The organism is Lactobacillus sp. 23-2 (assembly GCF_044902225.1).
GTDB classification, from domain to species: domain Bacteria; phylum Bacillota; class Bacilli; order Lactobacillales; family Lactobacillaceae; genus Lactobacillus; species Lactobacillus absianus.
Window position 1 is genome coordinate 59,307 of the sequence record NZ_JAOQBX010000003.1, and the last position, 21,414, is coordinate 80,720.

The following is a 21,414-nucleotide window of genomic DNA, read 5'->3' on the forward strand; positions in this document are numbered from 1 at the left end:
TGCAAGCATGTTAGATGAAAGAGTACAAAACGTTCTGCAGTATTTGGCCTGGCTGATCCTGTTCCTGTTCTTAGCCTACGCGGGCACGGTAGCCCTTGTATATCAAGCATCCAAGCCCTATAGTAAGTATGAGGCCAAGGTCGACAAGCTGGTCAAGCAAACGGCGATCACCCAGGTGGATGAGCACTACCACCTGGACCGGGGCGTCGTTTCCTATTCAGCCAGCGGGACGACCAAGAAGGGCAAGCAAGCCTACTTCATTTACTTGCCAAAGTCCAGCAAGGCCTACTATTACACGGCCAGTGACGGGGTGAGCGAAAGCAGCGTCAAGGATAAATTTGCCAAGACCTATCCCAAGAAGCAGATCAGAGCCATAAACTTGGGCTGGAAGGACCAGCAGGCCGTCTGGGAAGTCGCCGCGACCAACGCGGATGGCAGCTACTGCTACGCGGTTTACAAGTTTAAAGACGGAAATCTGCTTTCTCTGGTCGATAATTTATAAAATTTCTGCTATGATTGAAGGAGTTAAACAAATTTTTAAGGTGGATATTATAGAATGACAAAATTGATTTCAATTAGAGAGTCAGCCCAACACGTTGGCGAAGAAGTTCAGATGCATGTCTGGCTGACCGACAAGCGTTCAAGCGGCAAGATCGTCTTCTTGCAGCTCCGTGACGGTTCAGCCTTTTTCCAAGGCGTTGTCCGCAAGAACAATGTCAGCGAAGAAGTCTTTGAAGCAGCCAAGGGGCTGCGCCAAGAAGCCAGCTTCTACATCACTGGCACGATTTCAGAAGATGCCCGGTCACACTTTGGCTACGAGATCCAAATTACTGATCTGAAGGTTGTCTGCAACAATGAAGGCTACCCAATCGGCAACAAGGAACACGGGATCGACTTCCTGCTTGACCACCGGCACCTGTGGCTGAGAAGCCGCCGGCCATTTGCCATCATGCAGATCAGAAACCGCATCTTCAAGGCAACGGTCGACTTCTTTGAAAACGAAGGCTTCGTTAAGTTCGATGCGCCGCTGCTGATGCACTCAGCTCCCGAAGGCACGACTGAGCTCTTCCACATCGACTACTTCGACCACGATGCCTACCTGTCACAATCAGGCCAGCTGTACGGTGAAGTTGGGGCTGAAGCCTTTGGCAAGATCTTCACCTTTGGCCCAACCTTCCGGGCTGAAGAATCCAAGACCCGCCGCCACCTGACTGAATTCTGGATGATGGAGCCGGAAATGGCCTGGATGCACCAGGACGAGTCACTTGACTTGCAAGAGCGCTTCTTGTCATACGTTGTCGGCCAAGTTCTGGAACACTGCGAATACGAATTGGAAATCCTTGGCCGGGACATCGACAAGCTCAAGCCTGCTGCTAAAGGCCACTACACCCGCCTGTCATACGACGACGCGGTCAAGATGCTGCAAGAAGGCGGCCGCGACTTCAAGTGGGGCGATGACTTCGGGGCTCCAGACGAAGCCTTCCTGTCAGAGAAATTTGACCGTCCATTCTTCATCGTCAACTACCCAACGGCAATCAAGCCATTCTACATGAAGAAGAACCCAGAAAACCCAATGACCTACCTGTGTGCCGACGTCGAAGCACCAGAAGGCTATGGGGAAATCATGGGTGGTTCAGAACGTGAAGCCGACTACGACACCTTGAAGGCACAAATCGAAGAAGCCGGTCTCAACCTGGACGACTACAGCTGGTACCTTGACCTGCGCAAGTACGGCAGCGTGCCGCACTCCGGCTTCGGGATGGGCTTTGAACGCGTTATTGCTTGGATCTGCAAGCTGGACCACGTTCGTGAGGCAATTCCATTCCCAAGAATGATCAACAGAATGCAGCCTTAATCCTTGCTAAGACTGATGTTAAAATAAAAGGGTGAGTCAGCTCACCCTTTTATTTTTTATTGCGACTTTTTGAAAGGGAGATTTGCCATGACCGACATCAATTTTTACCGCCGCTTGGGCACGACCAGCCTGGGCAACGGCTTGATTGCCTACTATGCCCAGCTCGGACTTTCTGAGGCGGAACTGGTCCTGGTCATCCAGCTGGAAGCTTTTTTTCAAAGAAACAACTGCTTCCCAAGCAATGAGAAGATTGCCGCCAATACCAATTTCTCAAGCAGCGACGTGGCTGTCTTAGTGCAAAGCCTGATTGACAAGGGGGACTTGGAAATCCAGCAGCTGACTGACGATGAAGGCCGCATTTCCAGCTGCTACAGCCTTGATCCCTTGTACAGCAAGCTGGACCAGTATTTGGATGAGCACGTACAGATCAAGAATGATCAGGGGAAGACGATTGAGAATCGCGCGAGCGACCTGGACAATGATCCGCTCAACCGCCTCTGCCGGGAGTTTGAAATTGAATTTGGCCGCTATCTGACGCCAATTGAGCGGGAAGAAATCAGCGACTGGCTGACGATTGACCACTACGAGCCAGAGATTATCAAGCTGGCCCTTAGAGAAGCCGTCTTGAGCCGGGCCTTGAGCTTTAAGTACGTTGACCGGGTCCTGCTCAACTGGCAGCGGATGAACTTGAAGACGCCGGCAGAAGTACAGAATTTTTTAGAAAGGAACCGTTAAGATGGCTAAAAAAGCAGGCAAGGCAGATGCAGAATTGTTGTCCGACGATGAGGCCAGAGAGGTCCTGCGCCGCATCGACGCCATGTATCCAGACGCGAAAGGGGAGCTGCACTGGGAAAACAAGTTTCAGCTGCTGTGCGCCGTCTTGATGAGCGCCCAGACGACTGACAAGATGGTCAACCGGGTAACGCCTCGTCTTTTCAGCGATTTCCCTAGTCCGGAAAAGCTGGCTCAAGCGCCAGTCACGGCTATTGAAGCTGATATCTCCCAGCTTGGCCTGTATCATTCCAAGGCCAAGCACCTTAAAGAAATGGCCCAGATGCTGGTTGATGATTACGGCGGCGAGGTTCCCGGCAATAAGGCCGATCTGCTCCGCCTGCCAGGCGTTGGCAACAAAACGGCCAATGTCGTTTTGGCCGAAGGCTGGGGCGTACCCGCGATTGCGGTGGACACGCACGTGGCGCGGATTTCCAAAAAGTTCAAGATCGTGCCGGAGGACGCCAAGCCACTGGCAATCGAGCACCGGCTGGAGGAGCTGCTCCCAGAAGAAGAGTGGATTCACACCCACCATGCGATGATTCTCTTTGGCCGCTACACAATGCCCGCCCGGGCCAAGAATCCGGATCCATATGCCTATCTGAAGTGAAAACAGATTACTAATAACGATAAAAGACCGTTAGAAGCTGCTTCTAACGGTCTTTTTGGCATTATAGCTAAATTTTACTGCTTGACGATGGTTCTTGGCCGGCCGCCCTTGGCAATGGTCAATTGGTCGTTCAGGCAGATCTGCACCATGTTGCGGATGGAAGTCTTGGTGTAGAAGGCTGAGTGCGGGGTGATCACGACGTTTGGCATCTTAGCTAGGGTCTTGTAGTCTTCTGGAATGTCGTCTTCGCTGAGGTTCTTGTGGCCGAAGTAGCTGCTTTCCTTGGCCAGGGTGTCCAGGCCAGCCCCCGCGATCTCGCCTGCTTTTAAGGCCTTGATCAAGGCCTTGGTATCAATCAGTTCGCCGCGGGCACAGTTGATCAAGTAGGCTGACTTTTTCATTTCCTTAAGCTGCTTTTCACCGATCATGTTCTCCGTTGACGGGAAGAGGGGCGTGTGCAGGGAAACGATGTCAGCTTCCTTTAAGACCGTGTCAAAGTCAGTGTAGGTCAAAAATGGCTCAAACTCAGGGTTGTAGGCCACGTCATAGGCAATCACTTTGGCGCCCATGGCGGAGAAGATCTGGGCAACGGCGCTGCCGATATGGCCCACCCCGATCAGGCCGACGGTCAGGTTGTAGATTTCATTGCTGATCAAGTCGCCTGACCAGGTAAAGTCGTGGTCATGGTCCATCCGGTAGCGGAAGACGCCGATCTTGCGCAAGAGGTACATGGCCTGGGTGACCGTCATTTCAGCGATTGCCCGCGGGGAGTAGACCGGCACGTTGGTTACCAGCAGGTCGTATTTCTTGGTGAAGTCGAAGTTGATGGTGTTGAAGCCAACGATGCGCAGGCCAATGCACTTGACCCCGAATTCATGCAGCTTCTGGTAGACGATTTCTTCCGCGATTGGGCCCAGCGGCTTCAGGGAAATGCTGCTGCAGCCTGCGGCCAGGTCAACGTTTTCGCTGGTCAGCGGCTTGTCGGTCGTCTTGACTTCCACGTCGTTCTTCTTGGCCCAGTCGTCGATATATGGCACTTCGACCGGACTGACGTTATACATGGCAATTTTGGTCATAAAAATAGCTCCTTTTGCTTTCGTAAATGACTATGTTCTGAATGTGTTTCAGTTCACTTTCTATTTTAACGCAAACGCGGCAGAAAGCGGTTGGATATCATTACTATTTCTCAAAATATAAAGAAAAAGCCTGGCCGGCCTTTCGGCCTGCCAGGCAGCAGGGCGCTAATTGTCCTGCTTATTGTCAGCTTGCTTGTTATTGTCGTTGTTGCCTTCATCTTGTTTTGACGATTCAGTCTTTGATGACTGGCTGCTTTGACTGGGTGAGGAAGCCTTGCTTGAACTGGCTGCACTCGATGAGCTAGACGAGGATGCCTTGGCCCTTGAAGCAGAGCTCGAGCTGGCTTTAGCAGAGCTTGAGCTGCCCTTGACGCTGGAAACCGCTGACGATGAAGTTCCAGAAGTGGTGCCAGTTGAGCGGGCATATTCTTCATCAGCCGGCGCGTAGCCTTTGACGAAGAGCTCCCAAGTGTAGGACTGACCAGACTTGGCTACCGTGTCCTCGCTGTTCTTGACGATACGGCGCTTAAGGACCGTTGACGGCTTGTCCCAGTCAGTTGAAGTGGTATTGCGCATCAAGTAGGCCATCAAGTACTTGTACAGGATCTGGGCGGAATATTGGCCAACTCCAGAGATCGTCCCGTCCTTCAGGTTGTCATAGCCAGTCCAGATGCTGATGGCGTATTCCTTGGTGTAGCCGTTGAACCAGGCGTCCTTTGGCGTTGAGCTGTAAGACGGGTATTTGACCAGCTCATCGTCGGAATACTTGACCGTCCCGGTCTTTCCGGCTTCATAGAGGCCAGAAACCTTGGCTTCGGTGCCAGTCCCGGAAGTGAACACGCCCTTAAGCATGTCGGTGATCATGTAGGCAGTTGACTTCTTCATGACCCGGACGCCCTTAGAGTTGTAGTTCCGGGTCTGCCCGTCAGCCGTTTCGATCTTTGAAACGAAGCGCGGCTTGCGGTAGATCCCTTCCGTAGCAAAGGCAGCGTAAGCACCGGCCATCTGCAAGGAGGAGGCATCTGCCCCGATCGCCGTGGACAAGCCGGCGCTGGAGCTGATGTTGACGCCAAGCTTGCGGGCAAACAATTTAGCCCGGTTGATGCCGACTTCATCCAAAGTCCGGACGGCTGGAACGTTTCTTGACTGAACCAAGGCATAGCGCATGCTCATGGCCCCTTGGTAGGAGTTGTCCCAGTCGTACAGCTGGATGCTGGTCCCAGGGTAGACGTACTTGGTATCTTGCACGATGTGGCTGGTAGGCCAGTTCAGATATTCGATCGCCGGCGCGTAGTCCAAGACCGGCTTGATGGTGGACCCGGTAGAGCGGCCCGTTTGCACTGCCCGGTCCAGGCCCAGCTGCACGGCTGGCATGTGCCGGCCCCCAAGGATGGCCACGACGTGCCCGTTCTTAGGGTTGACCACGGTCGCCCCGACCTGCATCTTCTTGCTGGTGAATGGGACGCTGCCACCGTTAGCCAGAGAATAAAGCTTGTTTTGGGCCTTTTGGTCGATGTTCAGGGTAATCTTCAGGTTGTCGTTGTACGGGTCGAAGCCATCGGCCTGAACTTCAGCAATTGCTTCTTTGATATAGGCATCGTCAACCTGGCGCAGTTTGGACTCGCTCGTTGAAGAGTGCTTCTTCAAGCCAGTCTGGACGTTTTCCTTCTTGGCGGCGGTCAGCTGCTTCTTGGTGATCTTCTTGTTCTCGTACATGGCCTGCAGGACCAGGTCTCTTCTGTACTTGGCCTTGGCCGGGTACAGGTAAGGATTGTAGGCGACTGGAGCGTTTGGCATCCCCGCCAGCAGGGCCAGCTGGGCCAAGTCAAGCTGCTTGAGCTTCTTGCCATAGTAATAGTTGGCCGCGGTAGCCATCCCGTAGGTCCCGTAATTCATGAAGACCTTGTTGATGTAGAATTCCAGGATCTGATCCTTGGAATACTCCCGTTCGACCTTCATGGCCAGCCAGGCTTCCTGGGCCTTTCTGGACAGGGTCCGCTGGGAGGTAGCCGTTGAAAAGCAGGTCAGCTTGACCAGCTGCTGGGTGATGGTTGAGCCGCCGGCCGCGATGCCCTGGCTCTTGACGTTGGTCAAGAGGGAACTCACGATTCTGATTGGGTCCAGGCCGACCTTTTCTTCATAGAAGCGCTTATCTTCAATCGAGACGACTGCATCTTTGAGCGTCTGCGGGATGTCTTTGCTCTTGGCATAGACCCGCGTCTGCGACCCGATTGACATCAAGAACTTGCCATTAGTGGTATAAAAGCTGGAGGTACCACCGCTTTGCAGCTTTTCCGTGCTGATGCTTGGCGCGTCCTTGGCGTAGAAGGCAAAAACGCCGACGCCGGACACGACCGCCAGGAGGACGATCAGGAGAAGCCATTTCAGGACCTGCAGAACAGGATTGCGCTTCTTCTTGGATTCGCCCTTGTGAAAGCGAGCCATCCGGGTGTTTTCTTGGTTTGAATTATTTGTTGCCATTACTGTTTGTTCCTATCTGCTATGATTTGGTCAACCGCGTCGATGTAGGGCAGGGCTGGCCGAAATCCGCTTTTAATTTCAATGGAATTGGCTTCGATCTCCTCCAGGCTCATTGAGCTCTTGCCATTTTTCTGCCAATCATTCCAGCATTTGATCAAAAAAGTGGCCGGAGTCACAAAATAGCGCTCAAGGGTCATAAAGCCGATAATTGCAAAACAAATTCCATCCTGTTGTAAACATTGGTGCAAGTGAACGATCTGGTGCTCATGGAAGTTCTTCAAAGGAAAGGAAGTCTTGTTCTGGGTTTCCTTGGCTTCAAAGTCCAGATAGTAGCCCCGGTAGACGCCGTTGTAGTCGGTCGTGGAAGCCTGGCGGAAGTAGGCTTCGCGAATCACCGCCTTGGAGCGCTTGGGATAGTCGACTTTCACGATCTGGATCGGGGTCGGCTTCTTGTGGACGACGGCGACAGCCTCGTTCAGGTAGTATTGATTCGATTCATTGATCTGCTGCTCCAAGGTCATCCCGCGGTCAGAAAAACTGGCCCGCTTGCCGGCTTTCTTCCAAAAGCCCCGATCTTTTGGCGCGGATGCCCGGTAGGGAACGGCAGAACCGGTTGGGTACTTTACCATTGCAATTCACTCCTGCAAGATATTATAACAATAAAAAGTTGAGAAAACTAATCGACCTCCCGCCGCTAGTTCCCATCATGTTACAATAGATGATAATAATATTGTACAAGAAAGCCGTGGCAAAAACGGACCAGACGCCCTGGAAAAATAAGCAACGGGCAAGAAGCGTCAGCAAGAGGAGGGGGCAGAGCATGCAGCGGATTTGGGTGACCGGCTATCGGAATTATGAGCTGGGGACCTTTGGGGACAAGGATCCGAAAATCACCGTGATCAAATATGCCATCAAGAACTATTTAAGGCAGCTGCTGGAAGACGGGCAGCTTGACTGGGTGATCACCGGCGGGCAGCTGGGCGTTGAACAGTGGACGGTTGAAACTGCTCTGGAGCTGCGGGCGGAATACGACCTGCGCGTGGCAATGATGGTGCCTTATATGAATTTTTCCTCCCGCTGGAGCGAGGGCAATCAGCTGAAATTCCAGGAACTTAGAGACCAGGTTGATTTTTTTGCCCCAACTTCCCGCGAGGACTACCGGAATGGCGGGCAGCTGCGGGCCTACCAGCATTTCATGTTTGACCATACCGACCGAGCGATGATGGTCTATGACCCGGAGCATCCAGGCAAGACCCGCTTTGACTATGACATGGTCAAGCAATACGAGGATGCCGGCAACGATGACTATCCTTTGGACCTGATTGACATGTATGATCTGGAGGATGCGGCAAACGAATATGAAGAAAGCCACCGTAAATGGTAAAAAAGAGGTAAAATTTAACATTTTTGTCCTTTTTTACATAGCCCCTTTTTGATAGAATTGTTTGTGTATAAAGGAGTCAATTTTAATGGCAGATTTAAATGATGTTAAGCTGTCCGCACAGGACATTCTCAAGAAGCAATTCAGAAGCAAGGTCAAGGGCTACGATCCAGACGAAGTCGATTCATACCTGGACCAGATCATTGCTGACTACGAAACCTTCCAGAGCATCATCGAAGACCTTTATGGGCAGATCGGTGAGCTGCAGGGCAAGGTAATCGAAGCACAGAAGCAGGCCAAGTCAGAGGTCGCCTTGGCCAACCAAAAGGCCAGCCAAGCCATCGCCAGCCGGGCCAAGGTGCCAGCGAGCGCGACGACTGAGAACCTGGATTCGCAGGTCGGTGAAGAAGAAGTCAAGACCTACACGCCAACTTCACAGCGCGGCGGCTTTGGCAGCAGCTTCAACAGCGTGGCTGCGACGGGCAATGGTGAAATTTCAACCAATATGGCAATTATTCAGCGCCTGTCCACTTTGGAACGCAAGGTTTACAACCTGGAACAAAGAGTTTATGGAATTCAGGACTTACAAAAGTAAGAATTTTTGCTATAATTAAAACGTTGCAGATTTTGAGCAGTCGCGGCCGGCCTTGAGCCGGCTGAGGAAAGTCCACGCACGCACGAGCTGCGATGCTCGTAGTGATCGTATTCAGCCCAATAAGCTGGAGGAAGTCAATTGACTTCACGGCGGAAAAAGCGCTAAAGCCGCAAGGCCACGCGTGACTATCCTGGAAAGTGCCACAGTGACGGAGCAAGTCGGGAAACCGGCTTGGTGGAACGAGGTAAACCCTGCGAGCGTGTAACCCAAAATTTTTGGTAGGGGCGTCTCAGCTTAGGTAACTGAACTAAAAGCTGGACTACTACGGTAGAGATAGATGGCTGCTGAAGGCAACTAATGCCAAATGGTTGCTGGAACAAAACGTGGCTTATAGAAATTTGCAAGGCAGAGTTGGGCTTCTTCGGAAGTCCAACTTTTTTTATGGGCAAAAAGCATTTTAGACAGATTGTTTTATTTTTGCTAAGAGTCGGTCGTCAGCTTTCTCTTTTGCCCTAAAGTTCGTTATACTAAAGAACAGATGGAAACGTTTTTGGCATTTTGCCAAGCATTAGCGCTGATAAAAGAACAGGAAAGATCATACATGGAAGAATACACATTATACGCCACGATGGGGGCGGGTTTTGAAAGCGTCGTTGCCAAGGAGTTGCAGAGCCTGGGCTATGAGACGCGGTCTGAAAACGGCCGGGTCTTTTTCAAAGGCAGCCAGGCCGACATCGTCCGCTGCAACCTTTGGCTGAGAACGGCCGACCGGGTCAAGATCCTCTTGAAGGAATTCCCGGCCAAGGACTTCGAGACCCTGTACAATGAAACTTATGCCTTCGACTGGGCCCAGTTGCTTCCAGTCGATGCCGAATTTCCGGTCAAGGGGCGGGCAGTTCGCTCCAAGCTGCACTCAGAGCCTGACGTGCAGGCAATCGTCAAGAAGGCGATCGTAGACAAGATGAGTGCCCAGTACCGTCGGCGGGGGATGCTGCCGGAAAATGGCAGCCGCTTCCCGCTGGACGTTCACATCTATAAGGATGTTGCCCGCCTTTCCCTGGACACGACCGGTGAAAGTCTCTTTAAGCGCGGCTACCGGATTGAGCACGGCGGGGCGCCATTAAAGGAAAACTTTGCCGCTTCCCTGATCAAGCTCACCCCGTTCAATGGGACCCATCCCTTCATTGATCCAATGTGCGGGTCCGGCACCTTGCCAATTGAAGCGGCCATGATTGCCAAGAACATTGCCCCGGGCACCTGGCGCCAGTTTGCTTTTGACGGCTTTGACTGGTTTGACCAGAAGCTGCACCCGGAAATGGTAGAGGAGGCCAAGAGTCTGGTCAAGCCATGCGAAACCGCCATTCAAGCCAGCGACATCGACCAGTCCATCCTGGAAGTGGCCAAGCTCAACGCCCACAATGCCGGGGTATTGCAGGACATCCGCTTCAAGCAGGTTGCCGTAAAGGACTTTACGACTGAGCTTGAAAACGGGGTAATCGTTTCCAACCCTCCATACGGCAAGCGGCTCAAGGACAAGGAGGGAGCTGAGAAGCTCTATGCCCAGATGGGCGAAGTGCTGCGCCCGCTTGACTCTTTCAGCCAATACTACTTGACGGCTGATCCGGACTTTGAAAAGTTCTTTGGCAAGAAGGCGACCAAGAAGCGCAAGCTCTACAACGGCAATCTGCGCGTCGACTTCTACCAGTTCTGGGCCAACCGGAAGCATTAGGGATTTGTGATTGATGATGAAAGTCATTACTGCTAGCAAAACTCCGACTTTCTGGCTCATTTCCGATCCGCACTTGATCGCCGATGACCTGCATGATGCTGGTGCCCGCTTTCAGCAGATGCAAGCCACAAGCGCGGGCAAGGACCTCTATTATCAAGAGCCGGCTTTAAAGGCTTTCGTCAGGAAGCTGGTCAAGAGCAAGCAGGAGAGCGGGCAGCCTGATGCCTTGATCGTGACGGGCGACCTGACCTTTAATGGGGCCCGGGCATCGGCAGTTCGCTTCGCGGAGATTTTTGCTCCTCTAGAGGAAGCCGGAATTGCCTTGCTGCCAGTAGCCGGCAACCATGACATCTATGATGGCTGGGCCAGAAAATTCGCGGGCGAAAAAGAAATCCGGGTTGACCAAATCAGTCCCCAGGACTGGAAGCAGATTTTCAAGAGCAGCTATGACTTGGCGATTGCCCAAGATCCAAGCTCCCTTGCCTACAGCGTGAATTTAAATGAGCATTGGCGCCTGATTCTGGCTGATTCCAATCTTTATGGAAACGAATTTTCGTATTCTCATCCAGTTACCCGCGGCGAGATTCCAGCCAAAGAGCTGGCGTGGATCGAAAGCCAGCTCAAGGAGGCGCGAAAGGCGGGCCAGGAAGTGCTTTTCTTTATGCACCACAACCTCTATCACCATAATTCGGTTGTTTTTCATGGCTTTACTTTGACCAATGCCAAGGAGCTGCAGGAATTGCTGACCAAGTATGGGGCAAGGTGCGCTTTTTCAGGCCATATCCATGCCCAGCACGTCTTGTCGGGCTGGATTCCGGTGCCAGAAGTGGTCTCATCCTGCTTCGCGGAAGCTGATGAAGGTTACGGAATCGTCTCTTTGACTGCTTCTGAGCTGCATTACCGGCGGCAAAGCTTCGATATTGAGAACTATCTGAGCCAGGCGGAAAAGCAGGAAGCAGACTTGGCTGACTTCCACAAGTACCTGAAAAAAGTCTTTTTTGACGCCAACCGCCAGCTCATCAAAATGCAGGCCGGGAGAAAATTCCGCCAGGGCGACCTGGAAATGATTGAAAAGCTGGTCTTTCAGATGCACTGGGACTTTTTTACCGGCCAATCCTACAAGAGCGACGAATACCGGGCCCAGATCGCGGAAAGCGCACCGTATCGGGAACTGTGCCTGAAAGTGCCCGGACTGGTCAAATACTTGAACTCGCTATATGAGTCGACCCAGCCCAGCGACCGGCTTGATTTAGAGTGGAGCGATTGAAAAGTCAGCTGTTAATTGCGACCGTTTCTCCCACCTGTTGAAGGAATTGTTCATAAATTTCTTTACTTTCTGAAGAAATCACCATATTTCCAATTACAATTTCACTAAATCCTTAACAAACCGACTTTTTTTGTTATAATCAAACTTATCTAGCGACAAGGAGTATTTCATGAAGAAGCACATTATTTTCCTTGGCAACATGGGGGTCATCTACTACAGCTGGCTGCTTTGCGTTTTGTTTCTGGCAATCATTTTCTGCCTGGAAGGAACGACCTTTGTCAACCCGCCGATGGTCTTGACCTTCGCGATCTTTGCCCTTTTGCTTGTCTACACTTGGAACTGCTCCTACATCGCCTTGGAAGAACCGGCGCGCCTGCGCCTGCCCTACCAGAAGACGGTCGTCCTGGATCGCAAGCCAGTTTTGCTAGCTCGTTGGAAGTCGTTTCGTGTCTACCGGGCCCAAGTCTCCAAGCACCAAACGATTGATTATGTTGTTTTTCATAGAAAGCGTGGATCAAAATAATGAAGTCAGATATTGAAATCGCACAAGCAGCTGAAGCCAATGAATTGCCAATTAAGGATGTTGCCGCCAAGCTTGGCTTGACTGAAGCCGACCTGCAGCAATACGGCAGCGACAAGGCCAAGATCAACTGGCCAGCCATCCAAAAGTTCGAAAAGAACGGTCACTTGGGCAAGCTGATCCTGGTCACCTCAATTTCACCAACTCCAGCCGGCGAAGGCAAGTCAACCATGACCATTGGCTTGGGGGATGCCATCAACAACCAGCTTCACAAGAAGGCCTTCATTGCCTTGCGTGAGCCATCAATGGGTCCAGTCTTCGGGATGAAGGGCGGCGCCGCTGGTGGTGGCTATGCTCAAGTCATTCCAATGGAAGACATCAACCTGCACTTCACTGGTGACATGCACGCTTTGACTTCCGCGATCGACAACCTGGCCGCCCTGGTTGACAACTACATCTACCAAGGCAATGAAATCGGCCTTGACCCGGAAAAGATCGTCATCAAGCGTGGCTTGGACGTCAACGACCGGACCCTGCGCAAGATTACCATCGGCCAAGGCTCCAAGTTCAACGGCGTTGAGCGCCCAGCCAGCTTCCAGCTGACCGTTGGCCACGAATTGATGGCCATCTTGTGCCTGTCCAAGGACATTGCTGACTTGAAGCACAGAATCGGCGAAATTCTGGTTGGCTACACGACTGAAGACAAGCCAGTCTTCGTCAAGGACCTTGGCTTCCAAGGGGCAATTGCCGCCTTGCTGTCAACTGCCTTGAAGCCAAACCTGGTTCAAACTCTGGAACGCACGCCAGCCTTCGTACACGGCGGTCCATTTGCCAATATTGCCCACGGCAACAACTCCATCATCTCAACCAACCTGGCCTTGCACCTGAGCGACTACGTTCTTTCAGAAGCCGGCTTTGGTTCCGACCTTGGCGGACAAAAGTTCCTGGACTTCGTATCAACCAAGCTGGAAAAGAAGCCAGATGCCGCCGTCATGGTCGCTACGGTTCGGGCCTTGAAGTACCAAGCTGAAAAGTCAACCGACCACTTGAAGGAAGAAAACCTGGACTCACTTAAGGAAGGCTTTGCCAACCTGCAGCGGCACATGGCCAACGTTGCTTCATACGGGATTCCTTTGCTGGTGGTCATCAACAAGTTCCCAACCGACACGCCAGCCGAGCTCGACCTGCTCAAGAAGCTGATCAATGATGAAGGGCACCCATGCGAAGTCGTTACTGCCCATGACGAAGGCTCAAAGGGCGCGGTCAAGGCTGCGGAAACTCTGGTTAAATTGGCTGATGCTAGTGATTATGACCTGGTTCCAAGCTATAATGAAGATGATGATTTAAAGACCAAAGTAGAAAAAGTTGCCAAGCGGATCTACCACGCTGGGCAAGTTGAATATACCGAAAAGGCCGAAAAGCAGCTGGCCCGCTTGCAAAAGATGGGCAAGGACAAGCTCCCGGTCATTATCGCCAAGACTCAATACAGCTTTAGCGACAATGCCAAGGAACTTGGTGCTCCAACTGACTTTACCCTGCACGTCAAGAGCATCAGCCTGCGCAATGGCGCCGGCTTCGTAGTCGTATCTACGGGCCACATCCTGGACATGCCAGGTCTGCCAAAGCACCCAGCTGCCTTGGATATTGACGTTGACGACAACGGCAAGATCAGCGGCCTCTTCTAGAAATGAGGATTAATGCAAGTAATCGGATTAATTGTGGCAGCTTTGATCGCTGCTGGTGACCAATGGCTGAAGTACTACATCGTGACCAACTACCAAGTTGGCGAAAGCCATGACGTTTTGCCAGGCCTATTTTCCTTTACCTACGTCAGGAACAATGGGGCGGCATGGAACGTTCTGTCCGGGCAGATGTGGTTCTTCTATCTGGTCAGCATCGCCGCGATCGGCGTCGTTTTGTACTTCTACTTCAATAAGAAATATGACCACTGGCTCTTTAAGTCCGGCCTGGTCTTTGTTCTGGGAGGGATCATTGGCAACCTGATTGACCGCCTCCACTTGAAGTACGTCATTGACATGATCGACTTGGACTTTGTCCGCTTCAACATCTTCAACCTGGCTGACTCAGCCATTACCGTTGGAGTGATCATGATTTTCTGTTACTTGCTGTTTTTTGAAAGAGAGGACGACTAATGACTGCCCATTATGATTTGACGGCAGCCAAGGGCGGCGTCCGTCTCGACAAATATGTCGCCGAGCAGGTGACTGAGCTCTCCAGGACCAGAATCAAGGAATTGGTTCAGGCTGGGAAGATTTTGGTCAATGGCAAGCAGGCCAAAGTGGCTTACAAGGTGGAAGCAGGGGATCAAATCTCCGTTGACGTGCCGCCGTTGGAAGCCCTGCAGGTAGAAGCCGAAAACATCCCCCTGGACATCGTTTATGAGGATGAAGACGTGATCGTGGTCAACAAGCCGCAAGGCATGGTTGTCCACCCCGCCGCTGGCCATCCGGACCACACCTTAGTCAATGCCCTGCTCTACCATACCAAGGACTTAGCGGCCAGTCCCGAGGGCTTTCGTCCTGGGATCGTCCACCGGATTGACAAAGACACGTCAGGGCTGTTGATGGTTGCCAAGAATGCCAAGGCGCGCGAATCCTTGGAGGCCCAGCTGGCCGCCAAGAGCAACAAACGACTCTATTTGGCGATCGTTCATGGCAATTTCAGCGAGGAAGCCGGAACGATTGACGCGCCAATCGGGCGCAATCCCCGCGACCGCAAGCAAATGGCGGTTGTCGAAAACGGCAAGCCTGCCGTGACCCACTTCAAGGTCTTGGAGCAGTATCTAGGCTACAGCCTGATCCAATGCCAGCTGGAGACGGGCCGGACCCACCAGATCAGAGTCCACATGGACTACATCGGTCACCCCTTAGCGGGTGACCCTTTGTATGGTCCAAGAAAAACGCTGCCTGGGGCAGGGCAGTTCCTGCATGCCGCCGTCCTGGGCTTTAAGCAGCCTACAAGTGGCAAGTGGCTGGAATTTTCCGTTGAGCCGCCGAAGCTCTTCCAAGACACGGTGGCCGAGCTTAGAAAGAAGCGAGTAAAGCAAGCATGAAACGCTATCTGATTCTTGAAGACGGCACTTCCTATGTTGGCGATGGGATAGGCGCGCCAATTACGGCTACGGGCGAATTGGCGATCCAAACCAGCAACTTTGGCTACCAGGAAGTCTTGACCGATCCGGCCAATGCCGGCAAGATTCTGGTGTTCACGACGCCAATGATCGGCAGCAACGGCATCAACGCCGTCGACTACGAAAGCATTCAGCCCAGCGTGCGCGGAGTGATTGCCAATGACGTGGCCTTGAATATCACCGACAACGACACTTTTCAGTCTTTGGGCGACTTTCTGAAAGAGAAGGGTGTCCCGGCAATTTTTAACGTCGATACCCGGGCCCTGGTGCGCAAGCTGCGCTCCAATGCCAAGCTCAAGGCCTCGATCATGGATACCAATGACGAGCACGCCTTTGACCAGATCAGGGCTTTGGTGTTGCCTAAGAACAAGACGACCCTGGTCTCCACCAAAAATGCCTATGCCGCGCCAAACGTAGGCAAGACTTTGGCCATTATCGACCTGGGGCTCAAGCACTCCATGCTGCGGGAATTGTCCCTGCGGCAAGTCAACGCCAACGTTCTGCCATACAATGCCAAGGTCCGCGACATCAAGAGCCTGCGGCCTGACGGGATCGTGATCTCCAATGGCCCCAGCCTGGCCAAGGAGGTGCTCCCATACTTGCAGCCAATCCTGGACGAATACCTGGGCCAGCTCCCAATCTTGGGCATCGGCCTGGGCTTTTTGGCTATTTCCGCCTACCTGGATCTGAACCTGGTTGATCTGCCGCGCTACCAGAATGGCAGCAATTTCCCGGTGATCAGCCAGAAGGAGCCCAGAATCTGGCAAACGTCTATGAACATCGGCCAGCTGGTGCTCCCTGACGATTCCGACGTGCAGGTGGATGAAGAATTCTATGACCTGCATTCTGACCTGCTGGCCGGCTTTATCTCTGAAAAAAGCAAGCTGGTGGCGGTGGCCTTCAACCCTGAAGGCGCACCGGGAACGAGCGATGGCCATGCCATTTTTGATGAATTTCTGAAGCTGGTGAAATAATGCCCCGTGAAAATGAATTAAACAAGATTTTGATCATCGGCGCAGGCTCAGCCCTTGCGGGCAACGTGGCCAACACTGACCTGCTGACCAGGTCGGCCATTCAGGCCCTGCTTGAGGATGACATCCAGGTAGTTCTGGTCAATCCAAACCCGGCCAGCGTCTCAACTGACTCCATGCCAGGCCTCACGGTCTATTTGGAGCCGATGACCCTGGACTTCTTAAAGCGCATCCTGCGCATGGAAGAGCCAGACGCCATCATGACCGCCTATGGTTCCCTGACGGCTTTGGACGTCACCAAGAAGCTCTTGGCCGATGGGATCTTGAGCCGGATGCAGATCCGGGTCTTGACCATCAATGAAAAAGGAATTGCCATGAACAACCCGCAAAAGCGGGCCAAGTTCCTTGAAGCCAACCATCTGCCGATAGGCCAGTCTTGGTTTTTGGACTCCCTTGGCTTGAAGAACGATGAGCACCTGGCTGAGCAGCTGGAGAACAAGCTGGACTTTCCAATTCTTCTGACTAAGAAGTACTTCTATGAGCATGACCAGCACATCAGCTTCAAGAGCAGTCAAGACTTGGCCAAGTACCTTTGGCAGGAGAGCCGGGACAAGGACTTTAAGACCACCAGCTACCGGATGACGGAAGACTTGTCCAACTGGGAAGAAGTCATCGTTGACCTGCTGCGCGATGAGGACGGCAACTTCTGCTTCGTCGGGGCGACTGGGTCGCTTGAGCCGGTTGGCATCGATTCTGGCGACAGCGTCCTGGTCAAGCCGCTGTTGACTTTGAACAATGACCAGGTGCAGCTGCTCCGGGCAGATGCCCAGAAAATCGCCAATTCCTTGAAGCTGGTCGGTTTTTTGAGCGTGCACTTTGCCGTTGCCCACCATGGGACGGAAATGACCCGCAAGGTCCTGGCTGTCAAGCCGCGCTTGACCCGAACGGCTGTTTTTGACCAGAAGAGCAGCCTCTACAGCATTGGCTACGTCCTGGCTAAGATTGCCATCGGCTACCGCTTGAACGAAATTACCGATCCGGCAACCGATCTCTGCGCGGCAATTGAGCCGGTCTGGGACGCGGTCAGCATCAAGGTGCCATTCTGGTCTTTTGCCAAGACCGGCTACAACCACTACCAATTGGGCAAGCGGATGCAGTCAACGGGGGAAGCCGTGGGGATTGGCCGCAACTTTGAAAGTGCCTTTTTCAAGGCCTTGATTTCTTCAAATGACCTGGAATTGATGTGGTCGGTTTTTGTCAGCGAAAGTCAAAAGAGCGAAGACAAGATTCTCAGCGACTTGACCCACCCGACCGAAATGCACGTCATCCAGCTGCTGGTGGCCCTTTATAAGGACATCAGCTACCAAAAGCTGTCGAATGCCCTGAATATCCACCCCGTCTATTACCAGAAGCTGAAGTACTTGATCAAGATTGGGCGGGACATCAAGCATGCTAAGGAGCTGGACCATGACCTCCTGCTGAAGGCCAAGATCCGGGGCTTTTCAAGCGACCTGTTGGCCAAATTGACGGGCATGGACGTCCATGACGTCTACCCGCTCTTGAAAGAGAAGGGGGTTGAGCCGGCCTTCTCCGCCATTGACGACAGCGCTGGGGTCTACCAGCCGAAAGTGAAAGTCTACTACCAGACCTACGGGGTGGAAAGCGAGCTTGACTTCAAGCACGAGGAGCAAGGCAAGCCGAAGGTCTTGGTGTTGGGGATGCTGCCATTTCAGGTTTCCGTCACCAGCGAGTTTGACTACATGCTCTTCCATGCCCTGAAGGCCTTAAAGGCGGCTGGCTATGAGACGGTTCTCTTGTCCAACAATGACGAGGCGGCCTCAATGGACTACAGCTTGGCTGACCGGGTCTACTTTGAGCCGATCAACATGGACAGCATCATCACTATCTGCGAGGAAGAGGGGATCACTGACGTGGTCAGCCAGTTCTCCGGCAAGCAGGTTTCCGCCCTGCGTCCCGCCTTGCAGAACCACGGCTTCAAGCTGTTTGGCCAGCATGATATTGAAAAGATCATGCCTTTAAGCAGGTTCTTGGAAAAGCAGGAAGACGTCAACACCGTGCCGCACCTGGCTACGGACCAGTACCAGGCAGTCCTGGACTTTGTCCAGCAGACTGGCTATCCGGTCCTGGTCGGGGGCTTTCACGACAAGAGCAAGCAAAAGTCGGCTGTCGTCTATGACCTGCCAGCCTTGGAGAAGTACTTTGCCGAAAACCAGGTTGACCAGTTTACGGTTTCCCAGTTTATTTCCGGCAAAAAGTATGAAATCACGGCCATCACGGATGGCGAATCCGTCACGATCCCGGGGATCGTTGAGCACTTGGAGCAGTCAGGCTCGCACGCGTCTGATTCCATCGCGGTCTTTGGCCCCCAGTATCTGTCCAAAGAAGAAGCCGAAAAGCTGAAGCAAGAGACGATCAAGGTGGTCAGCCGCTTTAAGCTGCGGGGAATTTTCAACCTCCACTACCTGGTGACCAGCAACAAGACCTACCTGCTTCAAGTCAAGACTTACGCCGGCCACAACTTGGCCTTTTTGTCCAAGTCCATGAACAAGGACCTGGTCGAATATGCCGTCAAGGTCTTGTCTGGATGCAAGATCAGCGAGCTGGGCTATCCAAACGAAGTCTGGCCCGTGGATGAGTTCATCCACGTCAAGATGCCGGTCTTCTCCTACCTCAACTACAGTTCAGACAATACTTTTGACTCAAGGATGAAGTCGTCTGATGCTGTCATGGGCCGGGACACCCAATTGGCCAAGGCGCTCTATAAGGGCTATGAGGCCAGTGAGCTCCACATTCCCAGCTATGGGACCATCTTCTTCTCCGTCAGCGATGAAGAGAAGCAGGAGGTGGCCAGCCTGGCCAAGCGCTTTGCCCGCCTGGGCTTCAAGATTACGGCCACGGAAGGGACGGCCAATATTTTAGCGGAAGCCGGGATCACGACGGGGGTGATCGCCAAAATCCAGGAAGGGTCGCGGAATCTGCTGGAAAGAATTCGCAGCCACCGGATCGTGATGGTGGTCAACGTGGTCAACCTGTCGGACTCGGCCGTTGAAGACTCGATCAAGATCAAAGACCAGGCCTTAAAGACCCACATTCCGGTTTTCTCCAGTCTGGAGACGGTGCAGCTGATTCTTGACGTTCTGGAGTCTCTGGCCTTGACGACCCAGCCAATTTAATCGTATGATAATATGTAAATAAAAATATTAGATTATTTTAATCATACTGCTTGATTTCGTTATTACCGTTTATATTTTTCTTGATGATTCAGGAGGACATTGGCTCATGAGAGCAATTTTGACTACCGTTGGACAAGACAAGACCGGGATTATCGCCGGCGTCAGCACCTTTTTGGCAGAAAGAGGGATCAATATCCTGGACCTGTCACAGACGATCATGAAAGGCTACTTCACGATGATGATGGTTGTCGATGTTGACGACAGCGCTGACTTCTCAGCCTTAAGCAGCGACTTGACCGGCCTGGGCAAGAAGATGGGCGTTGAAATCAACATCCGCAACGAAAAGATGTACGCTGCCATGCATGAATTGAGTGGAGGTCTGGACTAATGGACATTCGCCGCATTATGGAAACGGTCAATATGATCGACAATGAAAACCTCGACTTGCGGACGACCACGATGGGGATTTCCTTGCTTGACTGTATTGACAGCGACAGCGACCGCGCCTGCCAAAAGATTTATGACAAGATTACGACCAAGGCGGAGAACCTGGTCAAGGTAGCCAAGGATCTGGAAACCGAATACGGGATCCCGATCGCCAACAAGCGGATCACGGTCACGCCGATTGCCTTGATTGCCGCGGCTTCAGGCGACAAGGACTACGTCAAGTATGCCATTACCTTGGACAAGGCGGCCAAGGCCGTTGGCGTGGACCTGATCGGCGGCTTTTCCGCCTTGGTGCACAAGGGCTACCAAAGCGGGGACCGGGTCTTGATCGAATCCATTCCCCAAGCCTTAGCTGAGACTGAGCGCGTCTGTGCCAGCGTCAACGTCGGCTCTACCAGAAGCGGGATCAACATGGATGCCGTTGCCCAAATGGGCGACATCGTCATTCAAAATGAAAAGATCAACCCTCTGCAAAACGGCAACCTGGTCATCTTCTGCAACGCCGTTGAAGACAACCCGTTCATGGCCGGTGGCTTCCACGGGGTAGGGGAAGCAGACGTGGCCTTGAACGTCGGCGTCTCCGGCCCTGGCGTGGTCAAGACCGCCCTGGAAAAGGTCCGCGGGGAATCAATGGACGTGGTGGCCGAGACTATCAAGCAGACTGCCTTCAAGGTGACCAGAATGGGGCAATTGGTGGGCCAGGAAGCTTCCAAGCGCCTGGGCGTTGACTTTGGGATCGTGGACTTGTCACTGGCGCCAACGCCAGCGCAAGGCGACTCAGTTGCCAACATCCTGGAAGAGATTGGCTTGGAATCAGTTGGGACCCATGGCACCACGGCGGCTTTGGCCATGCTGAACGACGCCGTCAAGAAAGGCGGCATCATGGCCTGCTCCCACGTCGGCGGCCTGTCCGGCGCCTTCATTCCAGAATCAGAAGACGCCGGCATGATCGCGGCGGCTGAAAAGGGCATCCTGACGGTTGACAAGCTGGAAGCAATGACGGCCGTCTGCTCTGTTGGCCTGGACATGATTGCCGTGCCAGGGGACACCCCAAGCGAGACGATCAGTGCCATGATTGCCGATGAGGCAGCGATCGGGATGATCAACAACAAGACCACTGCCGTCCGGGTCATTCCAGTTCCGGGCAAGGACGTGGGCGACTCCATCGAATTTGGCGGCCTCTTTGGCTACGCGCCAATCATGCCGGTGCACAAGGAATCAAGCGCCAAGATGATCCACCGCGGCGGCCGGATTCCTGCCCCAGTTCACAGCTTCAAGAACTAGGAGCGCTAACCGCTAGCTAAAGAATGAACAAAAAACGTCACTGAGCTTTGCTCAGTGACGTTTTTGCATGCAATGCTTTTGT

General features: G+C 52.9%; 19 protein-coding genes and 1 other RNA gene. 17 read left to right on the forward strand and 3 right to left on the reverse strand.

Translation table 11 applies throughout. From position 1 onward, the window contains the following. The first annotated feature begins 7 nt into the window (after positions 1–7). The 4 genes from OCH80_RS01965 (at position 8) to nth (ending at position 3,236) form a co-directional block, all read left to right on the forward strand. Positions 8–502 (forward strand): hypothetical protein, encoded by a 495-nt coding sequence (locus tag OCH80_RS01965; protein WP_302187549.1) that lies wholly within the window; start codon positions 8–10, stop codon positions 500–502. 54 nt (positions 503–556) lie between these two features. After that, positions 557–1,855, forward strand: coding sequence for an asparagine--tRNA ligase (gene asnS / locus OCH80_RS01970; protein WP_404537470.1), 1,299 nt, complete (start codon positions 557–559; stop codon positions 1,853–1,855). Positions 1,856–1,942: 87 nt separating this feature from the next. Further along, complete coding sequence (locus OCH80_RS01975; protein WP_404537472.1) at positions 1,943–2,590, forward strand: DnaD domain protein; 648 nt, start codon at positions 1,943–1,945, stop codon at positions 2,588–2,590. 1 nt (position 2,591) lies between these two features. Further along, positions 2,592–3,236 (forward strand): endonuclease III, encoded by a 645-nt coding sequence (gene nth / locus OCH80_RS01980; protein ID WP_404537474.1) that lies wholly within the window; start codon positions 2,592–2,594, stop codon positions 3,234–3,236. A gap of 74 nt (positions 3,237–3,310) precedes the next feature. On the opposite strand, the gene OCH80_RS01985 is transcribed toward nth, so the two are convergent. The 3 genes from OCH80_RS01985 to recU all read right to left on the reverse strand — a co-directional run bounded on the left by OCH80_RS01985 (position 3,311) and on the right by recU (position 7,422). Next, positions 3,311–4,312 (reverse strand): D-2-hydroxyacid dehydrogenase, encoded by a 1,002-nt coding sequence (locus OCH80_RS01985; protein ID WP_404537476.1) that lies wholly within the window; start codon positions 4,310–4,312, stop codon positions 3,311–3,313. Between the two features lie 165 nt (positions 4,313–4,477). Next, a complete protein-coding gene (locus OCH80_RS01990; RefSeq protein WP_404537478.1) occupies positions 4,478–6,793 on the reverse strand; it encodes a transglycosylase domain-containing protein in 2,316 nt (771 codons plus the stop codon). Further along, positions 6,793–7,422: a Holliday junction resolvase RecU gene (recU, locus tag OCH80_RS01995; protein ID WP_206988939.1), complete on the reverse strand. Its 630-nt coding sequence runs from the start codon at positions 7,420–7,422 to the stop codon at positions 6,793–6,795. Before recU ends, OCH80_RS01990 begins: the two co-directional genes overlap by 1 nt. 191 nt (positions 7,423–7,613) lie before the next feature. Here recU and OCH80_RS02000 point away from each other — a divergent pair, with 191 nt between their 5' ends. From OCH80_RS02000 to OCH80_RS02060, 13 genes are all read left to right on the forward strand, one after another. Then, on the forward strand, positions 7,614–8,177 hold the full coding sequence (locus OCH80_RS02000) for a DUF1273 domain-containing protein (RefSeq protein ID WP_404537480.1): 564 nt from the start codon (positions 7,614–7,616) through the stop codon (positions 8,175–8,177). Positions 8,178–8,262: 85 nt separating this feature from the next. Then, positions 8,263–8,769, forward strand: a complete 507-nt coding sequence (locus OCH80_RS02005; RefSeq protein WP_154548673.1) for a DivIVA domain-containing protein — start codon at positions 8,263–8,265, stop codon at positions 8,767–8,769. Between the two features lie 28 nt (positions 8,770–8,797). Further along, positions 8,798–9,165, forward strand: an RNA gene (gene rnpB, locus OCH80_RS02010) — RNase P RNA component class B. 205 nt (positions 9,166–9,370) lie between these two features. Continuing rightward, on the forward strand, positions 9,371–10,498 hold the full coding sequence (locus OCH80_RS02015) for a class I SAM-dependent RNA methyltransferase (protein ID WP_302187541.1): 1,128 nt from the start codon (positions 9,371–9,373) through the stop codon (positions 10,496–10,498). A gap of 13 nt (positions 10,499–10,511) precedes the next feature. Then, positions 10,512–11,765 carry a metallophosphoesterase gene (locus tag OCH80_RS02020; protein ID WP_404537482.1) on the forward strand — a complete coding sequence of 418 codons (1,254 nt, stop codon included), beginning with the start codon at positions 10,512–10,514 and terminating at the stop codon, positions 11,763–11,765. Positions 11,766–11,934: 169 nt separating this feature from the next. After that, a complete protein-coding gene (locus OCH80_RS02025; protein ID WP_404537484.1) occupies positions 11,935–12,288 on the forward strand; it encodes a hypothetical protein in 354 nt (117 codons plus the stop codon). After that, positions 12,285–13,970, forward strand: coding sequence for a formate--tetrahydrofolate ligase (locus OCH80_RS02030; RefSeq protein ID WP_404537592.1), 1,686 nt, complete (start codon positions 12,285–12,287; stop codon positions 13,968–13,970). Before OCH80_RS02025 ends, OCH80_RS02030 begins: the two co-directional genes overlap by 4 nt. A gap of 12 nt (positions 13,971–13,982) precedes the next feature. Next, positions 13,983–14,438: a signal peptidase II gene (lspA, locus tag OCH80_RS02035; protein ID WP_154548665.1), complete on the forward strand. Its 456-nt coding sequence runs from the start codon at positions 13,983–13,985 to the stop codon at positions 14,436–14,438. Beyond that, the gene (locus tag OCH80_RS02040) at positions 14,438–15,358 is read left to right on the forward strand and encodes an RluA family pseudouridine synthase (RefSeq protein WP_404537485.1); all 921 of its coding nucleotides are present in this window, start codon (positions 14,438–14,440) and stop codon (positions 15,356–15,358) included. Before lspA ends, OCH80_RS02040 begins: the two co-directional genes overlap by 1 nt. Next, positions 15,355–16,410: a carbamoyl phosphate synthase small subunit gene (locus OCH80_RS02045; protein WP_206988945.1), complete on the forward strand. Its 1,056-nt coding sequence runs from the start codon at positions 15,355–15,357 to the stop codon at positions 16,408–16,410. The genes OCH80_RS02040 and OCH80_RS02045 overlap by 4 nt, the downstream gene beginning before the upstream one ends. After that, positions 16,410–19,601 (forward strand): carbamoyl phosphate synthase large subunit, encoded by a 3,192-nt coding sequence (locus tag OCH80_RS02050; RefSeq protein ID WP_404537487.1) that lies wholly within the window; start codon positions 16,410–16,412, stop codon positions 19,599–19,601. The genes OCH80_RS02045 and OCH80_RS02050 overlap by 1 nt, the downstream gene beginning before the upstream one ends. A 106-nt stretch (positions 19,602–19,707) precedes the next feature. After that, positions 19,708–19,989 (forward strand): ACT domain-containing protein, encoded by a 282-nt coding sequence (locus tag OCH80_RS02055; protein ID WP_154548657.1) that lies wholly within the window; start codon positions 19,708–19,710, stop codon positions 19,987–19,989. Continuing rightward, the gene (locus tag OCH80_RS02060) at positions 19,989–21,332 is read left to right on the forward strand and encodes a PFL family protein (protein WP_154548655.1); all 1,344 of its coding nucleotides are present in this window, start codon (positions 19,989–19,991) and stop codon (positions 21,330–21,332) included. The genes OCH80_RS02055 and OCH80_RS02060 overlap by 1 nt, the downstream gene beginning before the upstream one ends. Positions 21,333–21,414: the final 82 nt, after the last annotated feature.